The 12,020-nt window shown below is 47.8% G+C and carries 15 protein-coding genes; 10 read left to right on the forward strand and 5 right to left on the reverse strand.

Annotation, left to right across the window (positions count from 1 at the left end; genetic code table 11):
* The first annotated feature begins 31 nt into the window (after positions 1–31).
* Complete coding sequence (locus tag HP399_RS05995; protein ID WP_017251452.1) at positions 32–184, forward strand: hypothetical protein; 153 nt, start codon at positions 32–34, stop codon at positions 182–184.
* 67 nt (positions 185–251) lie between these two features.
* Here the strand turns inward: HP399_RS05995 and HP399_RS06000 are convergent, their stop codons facing one another.
* The 3 genes from HP399_RS06000 to sppA all read right to left on the reverse strand — a co-directional run bounded on the left by HP399_RS06000 (position 252) and on the right by sppA (position 2,867).
* The gene (locus tag HP399_RS06000; protein WP_228088457.1) at positions 252–1,262 is read right to left on the reverse strand and encodes a CAP domain-containing protein; all 1,011 of its coding nucleotides are present in this window, start codon (positions 1,260–1,262) and stop codon (positions 252–254) included.
* Between the two features lie 117 nt (positions 1,263–1,379).
* The gene (locus HP399_RS06005) at positions 1,380–1,871 is read right to left on the reverse strand and encodes an RDD family protein (RefSeq protein ID WP_173616602.1); all 492 of its coding nucleotides are present in this window, start codon (positions 1,869–1,871) and stop codon (positions 1,380–1,382) included.
* A gap of 30 nt (positions 1,872–1,901) precedes the next feature.
* Positions 1,902–2,867 carry a signal peptide peptidase SppA gene (sppA, locus tag HP399_RS06010; RefSeq protein WP_173616601.1) on the reverse strand — a complete coding sequence of 322 codons (966 nt, stop codon included), beginning with the start codon at positions 2,865–2,867 and terminating at the stop codon, positions 1,902–1,904.
* A gap of 203 nt (positions 2,868–3,070) precedes the next feature.
* Here sppA and HP399_RS06015 point away from each other — a divergent pair, with 203 nt between their 5' ends.
* Positions 3,071–3,799 (forward strand): amino acid ABC transporter ATP-binding protein, encoded by a 729-nt coding sequence (locus HP399_RS06015; RefSeq protein WP_217367434.1) that lies wholly within the window; start codon positions 3,071–3,073, stop codon positions 3,797–3,799.
* A gap of 58 nt (positions 3,800–3,857) precedes the next feature.
* Here the strand turns inward: HP399_RS06015 and HP399_RS06020 are convergent, their stop codons facing one another.
* Positions 3,858–4,559 carry a polysaccharide deacetylase family protein gene (locus HP399_RS06020; protein WP_007726352.1) on the reverse strand — a complete coding sequence of 234 codons (702 nt, stop codon included), beginning with the start codon at positions 4,557–4,559 and terminating at the stop codon, positions 3,858–3,860.
* Between the two features lie 141 nt (positions 4,560–4,700).
* Here HP399_RS06020 and HP399_RS06025 point away from each other — a divergent pair, with 141 nt between their 5' ends.
* From HP399_RS06025 to gcvH, 6 genes are all read left to right on the forward strand, one after another.
* Positions 4,701–5,513 (forward strand): DUF2797 domain-containing protein, encoded by an 813-nt coding sequence (locus HP399_RS06025; protein ID WP_173616600.1) that lies wholly within the window; start codon positions 4,701–4,703, stop codon positions 5,511–5,513.
* 47 nt (positions 5,514–5,560) lie between these two features.
* Positions 5,561–5,734, forward strand: coding sequence for a hypothetical protein (locus tag HP399_RS06030; protein ID WP_173616599.1), 174 nt, complete (start codon positions 5,561–5,563; stop codon positions 5,732–5,734).
* Between the two features lie 92 nt (positions 5,735–5,826).
* Positions 5,827–6,192 (forward strand): arsenate reductase family protein, encoded by a 366-nt coding sequence (locus tag HP399_RS06035; RefSeq protein ID WP_007726358.1) that lies wholly within the window; start codon positions 5,827–5,829, stop codon positions 6,190–6,192.
* Positions 6,189–7,379, forward strand: coding sequence for an aminotransferase class I/II-fold pyridoxal phosphate-dependent enzyme (locus tag HP399_RS06040; protein ID WP_173616597.1), 1,191 nt, complete (start codon positions 6,189–6,191; stop codon positions 7,377–7,379). Before HP399_RS06035 ends, HP399_RS06040 begins: the two co-directional genes overlap by 4 nt.
* A 33-nt stretch (positions 7,380–7,412) precedes the next feature.
* Positions 7,413–7,865, forward strand: a complete 453-nt coding sequence (locus HP399_RS06045) for a redoxin domain-containing protein (RefSeq protein WP_173616596.1) — start codon at positions 7,413–7,415, stop codon at positions 7,863–7,865.
* A gap of 59 nt (positions 7,866–7,924) precedes the next feature.
* The gene (gcvH, locus tag HP399_RS06050) at positions 7,925–8,305 is read left to right on the forward strand and encodes a glycine cleavage system protein GcvH (RefSeq protein ID WP_047073101.1); all 381 of its coding nucleotides are present in this window, start codon (positions 7,925–7,927) and stop codon (positions 8,303–8,305) included.
* 55 nt (positions 8,306–8,360) lie between these two features.
* Here the strand turns inward: gcvH and HP399_RS06055 are convergent, their stop codons facing one another.
* Entirely contained in the window at positions 8,361–10,415 is a 2,055-nt protein-coding gene (locus HP399_RS06055) for a methyl-accepting chemotaxis protein (protein ID WP_173616595.1), read from the reverse strand.
* A gap of 305 nt (positions 10,416–10,720) precedes the next feature.
* On the opposite strand from HP399_RS06055, the gene HP399_RS06060 reads away from it, so the two are divergent.
* Both HP399_RS06060 and HP399_RS06065 read left to right on the forward strand, forming a co-directional pair.
* Positions 10,721–11,161, forward strand: coding sequence for a hypothetical protein (locus HP399_RS06060; protein ID WP_173616594.1), 441 nt, complete (start codon positions 10,721–10,723; stop codon positions 11,159–11,161).
* A gap of 22 nt (positions 11,162–11,183) precedes the next feature.
* Entirely contained in the window at positions 11,184–11,576 is a 393-nt protein-coding gene (locus HP399_RS06065; protein ID WP_007726371.1) for a VOC family protein, read from the forward strand.
* The last annotated feature ends 444 nt before the right edge of the window (positions 11,577–12,020 follow it).

A 12,020-nucleotide genomic window follows, 5' to 3' on the forward strand; every position in this document is an offset into this window, starting at 1 on the left:
GTAGAACAGCATGATTGGAAGGGGTTACCCGATGCTGACACCGTGCATTTTTAGAAGAGGCATTGCCTGGATCTTATTTTTCGTGCTCAGTCTGGTAATCATCCCGTTCTTCTCAGATGACGGCCAGGCTCCGACACCGTCTGCACCTGCACCTGCCACTACAAATGCAACTTCGCAGCCATAGCTTTGCCCTTGTGTTCACAAAAAAAGACACGCCACTGACGACGGCGTGTCTTTTTGCTGCTGTAGTATTAGCGAGTAACAAAATTTTGCGTGAAATACGGTCGGCCGTCTTTCATAACGATACCGACTCCGAGTTGCTTGAATTTTGGACTGAGCAAGTTTTGACGATGGCCTGCGGAGTTCATCCAGCTCATGTGGGCTTCGATCCCGTCTAGTTGTCCGTAGGCAATATTTTCACCAGCTGAGCTGTAACGAATGCCGGCTTGCTTCAAACGATCAAACGGACTTCCCGTAGATGGGGAGGTATGGTTGAAAAAGTTATTCTGGCCCATGTCTTGGCTGTGTGCTCTGGCTACTGCTGCAACTTGTTCATCCCAAGTGATAACAGGCAGCTTGGCACGTTGCCTTGCCACGTTGAGCAAGTCCAAATTTTGTTTCTCGTATGCGAGCGCTGCCTGCTTCATCTGTGCGTCTGTCAGTTTCGGCAGTTCCGGTAATTTCGAATAGGAAATGGGATACATCAAGCCAATCGCAATGGTGGCAAAATGCTCAGGAGTAGAGATGCGCACCCCTGCGACCTTATTTCCACCCAGTTGATCGATAGAGAAGGTGATCGCCTGATTGTTTTGGATATAGGTCGGATGAGTAAGGGTATTTTTTTGGATACGCAGACTTGGGATGATCGTCAGCGTGTCTTGCGGTGCACCCCAGCTATTTTGTAGGTCTTTTGTAGTAGATCCAATCGTGATGCCATTCAGATTCAGCTTGGCTCCATTAGTAAACAACGTCACGACTTTGCCGTTTTGCAGGCCGACTTGAATATAGTTGTTCAAATCTTGATTGTAAATCCACCATTCCACGCCCGTATGACTAGGATCGATCCGGGCAGGCTTGCCTAATGTTTGTTCTACCTGTGCTGTGCTCATTCCTAGCTGAAGGTTATAGACGTCATTCGTTTTAACGGCTGCTGCTTGAGGGACAGCAGATGCAGCTGAAACAGGAAGGACAGGGGCAACGTGGCCGAGCAGAGCCAGCGAAAGGCTCAGGGCGAGGATGCTGGTTACTTTCTGTTTACGCATGTATCTTCCTCCTCGGTTGGGATAGGATCTGCCTTGTTGGTAATGGTATCGGCAGGAAGCGGCTACAAAAATAGGGACCAAGGATGCAAAAATAAAACCCCCGCAATAAAGCGGAGGTTATGGTCGACGATCCCGGATGACATACGTTTTGGCGATCAGATCATGCCAACCTTGCTTACGTGGGTGCCATGCAACCCATAGATAGCCCAGTCCGAAAATGAGTGAAGCAACGAATTTGCCGATGACTTCTCGTAATAATACTTGTCCGCCTGTCAGATTGCCTCGCGCCTGTCTGGCACTGATGACACGGATGCCTGTGATCAGCTTTCCCAAGGTTTGTCCGGTCCACCAGGTCAGCAAGATCATATAGAGGAGATCAAACAACACCTCTACCAAATCGATGAAGTGAAAAGAGGCGTAAGGAACGGAAAAAACACGCCGTAACGGATTGAAAACGAGGTAGCTAATCCCGATCAAGAACATCGAATCAAGGAGCGATGCTACGACACGAATCCAAAAGCCTGCATATGAATGCTGTGGATGGGCTTCTGGATAGGGCTCATGGGATACAGGATCATGTGCTTTTTCATCGTCGGGAAGCTGGTTCATGAGAAGTCACTCCTTTCCTTTTTAACAGGCTTAGGGCATGAACTGATACAGTAGACGAGGTGAACTTTGGCGGTCCCATATTCGATTGAGACCAAGCGGATCAGGATTCGACCAGTATTGCTTCATACTGAATAACAGCTTGCTGATGGAGAGCTGGTCTGCATAGCGTATGACCATGGCTTCTTTTTCTCCAGACAAAGAGAGGGCATAGCGAGTCGCTTCCTCCAAATCGCCGAATTCATCGATGAGACCCAGGCGTTTTGCTTGCTCACCGGAATAGACACGGCCGTCAGCGATTTCCAGCACGCGTTGACGGGAGAGGTTGCGGCCTTTAACGATGACGTCGACGAAATTGTTGTAGCTTTCGTTGACGAGTGTTTGGAAAATGTGCCGTTCTGGGTCCGTTAGTGGCCGGGATGGACTGCCGATGTCCTTGAAGCGTCCGCTTTTGATCGCGTATTGATGTACACCCAGTTTGTTCGCAGCTTCACTATAGTTAAACAGGTTGAAAATCACGCCGAGACTGCCAGTCAGTGTGTTGGGATTGGCAAAAATCGCATCGCCTGTTGTGGCCAAGTAATAGCCGCCTGAGGCTGCTGTGGAACCCATGCTGACGACAATGGGAAGATTGCGAACTTGCTTGAGCCGTAGCAAGCGTCTGTGTAATTCATCGGTAGCGACGACCTCTCCACCTGGACTATCAATACGAAGGACCACGGCTTTCACCAGTTCATCCTCTTCAATTCGGCGTAGCTGTTCAGTCAATAGCTCCGTCATCGAAGGCACCCCAGCGCTATTTTGTTGCCCCGAAATAACGCCGTTCACAAATAGCTGCACAATTTTGCTGTTGCCATAGCCCGATACTACATTTTCTTCCCAAGCAAACCCAGGATGGTCGACGAGATCTGTATAAGTCCCGTAAATACCCTCCACCAAAAGCCCTAATAGAAAAACGACCAGTACAATTACGAGAGCGACCCATTTTTTTCGATGCATGAAAACCACCTCACACTTAGCATGAGCCGTCGAGGGCAGAGTTACGCATGGGACGAGCACTGGAAAAAATGGGATTGACGTGATCGGCTACGAGGCTGGCAACCAAAGGCTGAACAGTAAATTCATGCAATTTTTTGACTATTGCGGTAAAATGAAATAACAAGAACGACAAGCTTGTTTTATCGCAATAGGGGGACAGACAAATGATTATACAGGTGTCGGATTTGACGAAGAACTACGGCGATCTGAAAGTGTTGAAGGGCATTACGACTCAGGTAGCAGAAAAGGAAGTAGTCTGCGTCATTGGTCCGTCTGGCTCGGGCAAGAGCACGTTTTTACGTTGCTTGAATCAGTTGGAGGAAATGAGCAGCGGAAAGATTGTCATCAATGGACATAATTTGTCAGACCCCAAGACCGATATGAATAAAGTCAGAGAAGAGGTTGGGATGGTCTTTCAGCGCTTTAATCTCTTTCCGCATAAAACGGTGCTGGAAAACGTCATGCTGGCTCCTGTAAAAGTGAAGAAAATGTCCCAGGAAGAAGCCCGCAAGCAAGGCTTGGCTCTCTTGCAGAAGGTAGGGCTTCAGGATAAGGCCGATGTGTATCCCGAGCGGCTGTCTGGGGGGCAGATGCAGCGAGTGGCAATTGCAAGAGCACTCGCCATGAATCCAAAGGTTATGCTGTTTGATGAACCGACTTCTGCCCTAGACCCGGAGCTGGTAGGAGAGGTGCTTGCCGTCATCAAAAATTTAGCCAAAGAAGGCATGACAATGGTGATCGTGACGCACGAAATGAATTTTGCTAAGGAAGTGGGCGACCGAATCATTTTTATGGATCAAGGTATCATCATGGCAGAAGGTCATCCCAGTGAGGTTTTTGGCAATAACGTTAACGATCGCTTGCGTTCGTTCTTGGGCAAGGTATTGGCGTAAAAAAGAAGGGCACCAGTTGCTTCGTTTCGCTTCAGGAAAACGAGGCATTGGTGCCGTATTATTTTGCTGCATCCAACAATTGACTGACCGTGACAAATCGATAGCCCTGCGAACGCAAATCCGTGATGAGCTCCCGGAGTGCAGCGACTGTTTGCCGTTGGTTTAGACCCCCATCATGAAACAGGATGATATCCCCGGAGGAGACATTGCTCTTGACGCTTTTGGCAATGACGTTAGCCGTACGTGCCAAAGACCAATCACGAGGATCAATCGACCAGTGAATGATGTCGTAGCCACTGGATTGAACCGCATTCATGACGTCATGTGTCAGGATGCCGTAGGGTGGACGGTAGTATTGCGCCAAAATGCCGGTCGTCTTCAAAATGGAGCGTTCTGCATGCTTGATTTCTTCGTACACTTCATGCTCGGTCAGCTTGTTCAGATCAAAATGGTGGTAGCCGTGGTTGCCGATTTCATGTCCAGCCTTGTAAATCCACTGCATGACCTTTGGATGCTTGTCCACTTGGGAGCCAAGGACAAAAAACGTAGCGCGAACGTTGTACTGATGCAGCACTTCAAGAATTTTGGGCGTATAGATAGCATCCGGCCCATCATCAAAAGTGAGAGCGACGACCTTTTTCTCTGTGTCGATTCTGTGGATCGGCTCATACGAAGGCAGTGTTTGCTGAGCAAAAGCAGGTAGGGTGCCGTAGCCAAGAAGGCAGGCGAAAAGCAAGGCGTACCGTATGCATTTGCGCATGAACAATCGCCTCCTTCTTCTGGGATGTGATTAGGTTCACCTCCTGCTAGGGAAAACATGCTACCAAAAGAAAACAGCGGTCAGAGTGGGTGGCGGTTATGTTAAAATGGAAGAACCGTACATAGGAGAGGAGAGAGTTTGGTGGAACTCCGCGGTATTTTGCAAGGACTAACACACGAGTACCATGGAGGGGACAAGCCGGTAGACTACTATTTGAATATCGGTGAAGATCGCCTTCCGCTTAATGAATGGCTGGGCAGTGAATTGACGATTTCGTTTTTAGGCGAAAAAAATTGCATTGCCTGTGGCCGCAAAACAAACAAGACGTTTAACAGCGGGTATTGCTATCCCTGTTTTACCAAACTGCCAGAAAATGACTTGTGCATCGTCAAGCCGCATGAATGTCATTTTGAATTGGGGACTTGCCGGGACGAGAGCTTTGGCGAGAGATATTGCATGATTCCTCATTTTGTTTATCTGGCAGTATCGAGTGATATAAAGGTAGGATTGACTCGCAAGCATAATGAATTGAGACGCTGGGTGGATCAAGGCGCAATTCGCGCGATTCCGATTGCGGAGCTTCCCACTCGTCGGATGGCTGGGGAGCTTGAATTCCACTTGAGTCAGTTTTTGCCAGACAAGACCAACTGGCGCAAAATGCTCAAGGGAGATGTGAAGGAAATCGACTTGCTCGCCATGCGTGACGAAGTGTACGGTCATTTTCCTGAACAGTTTAAAGCATTCCAATATCGCGAGGACGAATGGGTAGATATTGCTTATCCGATCTTGGAGTCGTTGGATAAAATTAATTCTAAGACGCTCGATAAAGAAGAACAGCTCGGCGGGCGATTGATCGGTGTGAAAGCACAGTATTTGATTTTTGAAAATGGTGTATTCCAGACGAGAAAGCACGCTGGCTATCAAGTTGAGATCAAGGCAAAACCATCTGCATAATGACGTGCAAACTCCTCACACTAGGAAAAGTGAAGGAGGATGGGCAGATGGATGAGCACATTGAGTACACCATGCCTTTAACCGGGACACTGGCTGAGGCTGTGGAAGACCAGAATGCCAAGCAACTAGGGGTGCCCTTCTCGCCGCTTTCGCAAATGTGGCAGGTAAATCCTGACCAGACGAATGAAGAAGATCATACAAAGAGCGAGCGCACCGAATAACGGATTCCACAGGAGAAGCAAACGTATGACGACAGCCAGAAGACAGGGACGGCTGTCGTTTTTGTCAGAAACGAAAAAGCGAGGAAATGATCATGACGATGAAAGCCTACCTATACAACAAATGTGATACATGCCGCAAAGCGAAAAAATGGCTCACGGATCAAAATATTGGCTTCGAAGAAATTCCGATTGTGGATGCACCACCGTCCAAAGAAGAACTGCGCCAAATATGGCAGACAAGCGGACTCGATTTACGCAAGTTTTTCAATGTGAGCGGTGTCCATTACCGCGAGCTGGGCTTGAAGGACAAGCTTCCTACGATGTCAGAGGATGAAATGCTGGAGCTGTTGGCTTCCAATGGCAAGCTGATCAAACGGCCTCTTATCGCAAGCGATCAAACCGTAACCCTTGGTTTCAAAGAAGAAGAGCTGGAGAAGGCTTGGGGAGGGAAGGCATGATGCGCCAACCTTCCAAAAGATTGAACCATCTTTCCGCCGATATTTTTTCAGAGATGGAGGCTCGCAAAAGGGAAGTTGCCAAAACAAGAACGGTATACGACTTGAGCATTGGCAGTCCTGATCAGCAGCCTGACGAGAAGCTACTGCAAACGTTAATCCATGCCATCCAGCAACCAACTGCTTTTCGCTATCCGTTGAGCGATGGAACGGAGACCTTCCGAGAAGAGGTCGCCCGCTGGTATCAATATCGTTTTGGGGTGGAGCTAGCGTCAGATGGGGAGGTTCATTCCTTGATGGGGTCCCAGGATGGTTTGGCTCACTTTGCTTTAGCATGGACCGATCCTGGAGATATCGTTCTCGTACCTGATCCTGGGTATCCGATCTACGAAGGAAGCGTTCATTTGGCGGGAGCGGTACCTTACCGGATGCCACTGCGGGCAGAAAATGAATTTTTGCCAAAGCTGTCAGACATTCCAGAGGAGATAGCGGCTCGTGCAACGTTCATGATTCTGAACTATCCGAATAATCCGGTTTCCGCGGTTGCTACCCTTGCCTTTTTTGAAGAGGTTGTGGCTTTTGCCAAGCGTTTTGATATTATCGTGGTTCATGATTTGGCTTATTCGGAGATGGTGTTTGACGGCTACCAAGCGCCGAGCTTCTTGCAAGTGCCAGGAGCGAAGGAAGTGGGAATTGAATTTAATTCGTTTTCCAAGAGCTTCAACATGGCAGGTTGCCGGATCGCTTACGTTGTAGGGAATGCAGACATCATCAAGCCGCTTGCAATTGTAAAATCCAATATTGATTACGGTGTCTTTTTGCCTGTACAGCAAATGGCCATTGAGGCTTTGCGAAGGGATCGGGAGTCCGGGAGGAAAAACACAGTCGCGCCCGTTTACCAAGAACGGCGTGATGTGCTGCTGGGGGCATTGGCAAAAGCAGGATGGAACATTCCATCTCCAAAGGCGACCATGTTCGTCTGGGCAGCTGTACCGAACGGCTGGACGTCACGAGAGTTTGCCTTCGCTTTACTGGAGAAAGCCGGGGTCGTGGTCGTTCCGGGAAGTGCCTTCGGCGAAGAAGGAGAAGGGTATGTACGAATTGCTCTCGTCCAACCTCCAGAGATCCTGTTAGAGGCTGTGGCTGCCATCGATCAATCCGGGATTCTTCGCATGAAAACAAGTGTGTAGCAGTTGAAGTCAAAAAAGAGGGGATGAGCTTTCATGCGTTTGCGCGAAGAAATGCCTGACTTTTCTGGGATTACGGAGTGGATCAACGGGCAAGTAACCAAAGCCGATTTGGCTGGAAGTCCTGTATTGGTACATATCTGGTCCGTCAGTTGCTACATGTGCAAGGAATCGATGCCAAGCATAAACGAATGGCGAGATCAATACGCTGCTAACGGTTTGAAAGTCATTGGAATTCATATGCCTCATTCGGAAAAAGATACAGACATCGAGATGATCAAGAAGGCGATTGCAGAACAACATTTGACACACCCTATTGCAATCGATAATGATAGAAAGACAGTCGATGCATTCCAGAATGAATACGTCCCCGCTTTTTACTTGTTTGACGAGGCTCTCCAGTTACGTCACTTTCAGGCAGGAGAGAAGGGTCTCCAACTGGTAAAAAAACGCTTGTTCAGAATTTTGGGGATCGAAGAGGAATCCTAGAATGTTCGTCTAATTATGTATGTGTAATGGATTGTACCCGATAGGAGGATATGTAAACGATGGAATTCCCGAAAAATCTACGTTACAGTGAAGAGCATGAGTGGGTGCGAGTAGAAGGAAACAAGGCGTACATCGGAATCACTTCTTTTGCTCAATCAGAGCTGGGTGACATCGTGTTTGTCGAGTTGCCTGAGGTAGGCGCGACAATCCAACAGGATGAGCCGTTTGGCAGCGTGGAATCGGTAAAAACCGTTTCTGAACTGTACGCTCCTGTAACTGGTAAAGTAGTAGAAGTAAATGGCGAACTGGAAGACGCTCCTGAACTGGTTAACTCTTCGCCATACGAGCAAGCATGGATGATCGTCGTCGAATTGTCTGATACAGCTGAGCTGGACAAGCTGATGGATGCAGACAAATACGAAGCGATGGTAAAAGAATAGGAAACAAAAAAAGCCGGGGCTTTTATGCTCCGGCTTTTCTTTATTTATGGACGAACTACTCCAACTTGAATGTTCGTACTGCATCATTAAGCTCTTCTGCCATTTTCGCCAGCATCGTTGCAGCCGAAGAGATTTCCTCCATCGAAGCGGTTTGTTCTTCCGCTGCTGCCGCAACCGTTTGAGAGTTGCCGGCTGATTGTTCTGCGATTTGTGTAATATGCGTAATGGCGGATACAATCGTCTGCATTTGCTGACTGATCTTGCTCATTTCTGTAGTCACTTCATTCATGCGGACGAGCAACCCCGACGTGGAGCCAGTAATTTGCTCAAATGCATTTCCTGTTGAGCGAACGAGAGTCATGCCTTCTCCCAAAATAGAAGAGCCATGATTCATTGCCGCAATCGCTGAGCCTGTGTCCTGCTGAATCACCGTGACGATGTGACTGACCTGCTCGGCGGCAGAGCTGGACTGTTCTGCCAGCTTGCGCACCTCGTCCGCTACAACGGCAAAGCCTCGTCCTTGTTCTCCGGCGCGAGCTGCTTCGATAGCGGCGTTCAGAGCGAGCAGGTTGGTTTGATTGGCGATCGTCGTGATGAGTGAGATCATTTCTCCAATCTCTTGGGAGCGTTGGCCTAGTGTATTGACAATGGTAGAAGTCTTGGTCATCTGGCTATGGATCACATCCATGTGCTCGACCGTTTTGGCTGCCATCTGATTGCCATCTGTGGCTTGGCGGTTTGCTTCTTGTGTAGAGTGATTTACATCCTCAATGCCTTTTTCCATCGCTTCGATGTGTACAGCAATCTCGTTGATGACCTCATAGCCTTGAACGGTCGCATCCACTTGCTGCTCAGTACCGTAGGCAATTTCTTGAACGGATTGAGCAATCTGCTCGGTTGCTTTGCTCGTCTGTTCCGCACTTGCCATCAATTGCTCAGACGTAGCAGCAACCTGTTGAGCGTTGAAGCTGACTTGACCCAGCGTTTCGCGCAAGGTTGACGTCATGGAGTTGAAGCGATTTGCCATAACCCCCATCTCATCTGCTGTCTGAATATCCATAGAAGCGGTAAAATCGCCATTGGAGAGGGCATGGGACAGCTGGTTGGCGCGTTCGATTTGTTTGGTTACGTATTTGCTGAAGTAATAAATGACAGCAACCATGATCAGCAGACCGATCAGACTCACCATACAAAGCTCAAAGAACAATTCATAGAGTGGATCGGCAATTTCTTTTTCTGGCATCACGAGAGCGATTGTCCAGTTTGTATCTCCCAACTCTTGAAAATAAACACGATTGATGCCGTTGTCATCATTAAACGTCTTCATTCCTGACTTCTCTTCTAGAAGAGAAGGACCTATTGCTGCCAAGGAAGCATTTTCGTCAGATTGAACGGAATGATTCATCAGCTTGTCTGATTGAGGATGAGCGAGGTATCTCCCTTTTTGATCCACCAAAAAGGCCCAGCCTGTTTCGCCTACTTTTGTACTGGAGACGAGCTTTTCCACGTCAGTGAGTGTAATATCGTCTGTGGCTACACCCAGAAGCTTTTTATCCGGCGTATAAAAAGGAGCGACTACTGTCACCATGGAGACCTTGGAAACCTCGTCAAAGTACGGCTCGGAATAATTGGTTTCCTTCTTAGTCGAGATACCGACTTTGTACCAGTCTTGATTTGGATAGTTATAGGAGTCGCTGCTGTACTCATCTGTAATGTTCACCTTGCCGTCGGTCTTTGCCCCGTAAGTAGCAACGAGTTTCTTGTTCGGGTCAAAAGCGTAAGGTTCCATGAAAATTCCCATTCCAACCGTCGTATCATTAATGAGAACAGTTTTGGACAGCAGGGAATTTAACTGCTCTAGCGAATTTGTAACAGGACCCATTTCAATAAAGCGAGCCATACTCAGCGTTACCTTGCTATGGGATTCCAGTTGCTTTTCCACATTACTGCCGACCATATCTAGTTGATAATTCATTTTGTCCTCAATTTCCCGATCCAGTTGGTCGACAGAGAACCAGAAACCGATGCCCACGACGAGCAAAAGAGTCAAGATAATGACGGGAAGGGTAATGGTCAGGGTTCGAGCACGAAGACTTTTGAAACGAAACATGGAACCGCTCTCCTTTTGAATTTTTGCTAAAATGATTATTATTCCTTATTATCGGATAGATTAAGACTATCTTGTATGATGGATTTAGGCAAATGAGGGGAAATATTCATACTAGTCAGAAAATGTTGCATGAATCTAAGCAAATCGAGTAAAATGGATAAACCAAATCTTACTTCGATTCATTTATTGGTAGCATTTGCGGGTGGAGTGTTAGTGGGCATATAGGCTACAATGCGGATACAGACAAAGTTTCGACCAAAAAACGGACATGGACGTTTCATTTGGCGAATAGGGAGGGAGACTATATGAGTTTTTGTTGTGGTGCTGGAATGGTAGGTTCCGTAGGCTCAGTCCGTCATTATAAAACGGTTGTACACAATGTCCCGATCATGTTTTGTCCTGTATGTGACAGAATTGAGGTTCATCCCGGTATTGAGGGAGAATACGAAATTTTAGTAGAATATGCTCAGGGAGATCAGGCTCCAGAAGTGGATTTTGCTGACTTTGTGAGTGTTGACAATACATCCGAGTTGTTTGAGAATTGTACCATGACGGATGAAGCGGCCAGCTTCGCCGAAGTATTAAAGCAGCAGATCGATATTTCACTTGATCTGCTCGGGGTCGCCAAGGAGTTACAGGATGACGATTGGCGGGAAGCATTGATGATTCGTTTAAGACGGTTAAGCGAGCGATTGAAGCAGTACAATAAAAGAAAAGCTAATGTCGCACAAGAGCGCATGACCTGAGTTGACGTGGGAGGCAGTGTGAATGTTTCATTTGAAAGCCGTTCACCACATCGCATTGAATTGTAGTGATGTTGTGAAGGTAGCTCGTTTTTTTAAGGACATTTTGGAAGTCCCTATCCCGGAAGAGAATATGACGGAAGGAGCACCTGTCTACTTTCAAATTGGCACATACACACGGATCGGTCTTCATCCTCATGGCGGGGAAGCTGGGAAAGGCGGCGTAGGGCAGGTCGATCATCTCGCCTTCTCTGTGCAAAGCCGAGCTGAGCTGGACTATCTGGTCGATAAGCTGGAGGCAGAGAATATTTGCTATCGTGGCCCAATTACACAGCCTACTAGCTATAATTTGTATTTTGAGACACCCGATGGTCACCACCTTGAGGTGCGACTCGATAAAGACGAGTTCGATGAGTAGTGTTTGCGAAAAGCATCTGCGTAAAGCGGATGCTTTTTTGTTTTTTCCCATCTCTCTATTGTGGTGCGGAATAAAGGTTGTAGATGATCTTCATTACGTTTTAAAAGGTACCGATGAACCAACAAAGCGGGTGAGAAGAAAAAGCACAGGGCTCGCAGACCTTGACAACGCCTCCCCAGTCGGAACTTAAAAAAGGGGACCACGCTTGTCGAACACTTCTTCCTTGAGAAACTTCCGCCCGTAGGGTGGCTTTGGCTCGACGGTCCCCTTTTTTAAGTGGAGACGACCAGTGAATCCCCCCATGCTGGCGTGTCAGCGTCGAAGAGAACTGTGCTTTTTCTTCTCCTCCACTATGCTGACTCAAAAGGCTTCTCTAAAGCTCTTCCTACCAATGTCGAGAAAAAGATAACTACCCTGACAACAGCCGACAGTGACTCTCATTCC

The organism is Brevibacillus sp. DP1.3A (genome assembly GCF_013284245.2).
GTDB lineage: Bacteria > Bacillota > Bacilli > Brevibacillales > Brevibacillaceae > Brevibacillus.

Bases quoted from the DNA above. Each gene is read 5' to 3' on its own strand.
- HP399_RS06005 (WP_173616602.1), bottom strand. From the start codon at position 1,871: ATGAACCAGCTTCCCGACGATGAAAAAGCACATGATCCTGTATCCCAT.
- HP399_RS05995 (WP_017251452.1), top strand. From the start codon at position 32: ATGCTGACACCGTGCATTTTTAGAAGAGGCATTGCCTGGATCTTATTT.
- HP399_RS06045 (WP_173616596.1), top strand. From the start codon at position 7,413: ATGCGTTTGCGCGAAGAAATGCCTGACTTTTCTGGGATTACGGAGTGG.
- HP399_RS06000 (WP_228088457.1), bottom strand. From the start codon at position 1,262: ATGCGTAAACAGAAAGTAACCAGCATCCTCGCCCTGAGCCTTTCGCTG.
- HP399_RS06030 (WP_173616599.1), top strand. From the start codon at position 5,561: ATGGATGAGCACATTGAGTACACCATGCCTTTAACCGGGACACTGGCT.
- HP399_RS06020 (WP_007726352.1), bottom strand. From the start codon at position 4,559: ATGCGCAAATGCATACGGTACGCCTTGCTTTTCGCCTGCCTTCTTGGC.
- HP399_RS06040 (WP_173616597.1), top strand. From the start codon at position 6,189: ATGATGCGCCAACCTTCCAAAAGATTGAACCATCTTTCCGCCGATATT.
- HP399_RS06035 (WP_007726358.1), top strand. From the start codon at position 5,827: ATGACGATGAAAGCCTACCTATACAACAAATGTGATACATGCCGCAAA.
- HP399_RS06065 (WP_007726371.1), top strand. From the start codon at position 11,184: ATGTTTCATTTGAAAGCCGTTCACCACATCGCATTGAATTGTAGTGAT.
- HP399_RS06055 (WP_173616595.1), bottom strand. From the start codon at position 10,415: ATGTTTCGTTTCAAAAGTCTTCGTGCTCGAACCCTGACCATTACCCTT.
- HP399_RS06060 (WP_173616594.1), top strand. From the start codon at position 10,721: ATGAGTTTTTGTTGTGGTGCTGGAATGGTAGGTTCCGTAGGCTCAGTC.
- sppA (WP_173616601.1), bottom strand. From the start codon at position 2,867: ATGCATCGAAAAAAATGGGTCGCTCTCGTAATTGTACTGGTCGTTTTT.
- HP399_RS06015 (WP_217367434.1), top strand. From the start codon at position 3,071: ATGATTATACAGGTGTCGGATTTGACGAAGAACTACGGCGATCTGAAA.
- gcvH (WP_047073101.1), top strand. From the start codon at position 7,925: ATGGAATTCCCGAAAAATCTACGTTACAGTGAAGAGCATGAGTGGGTG.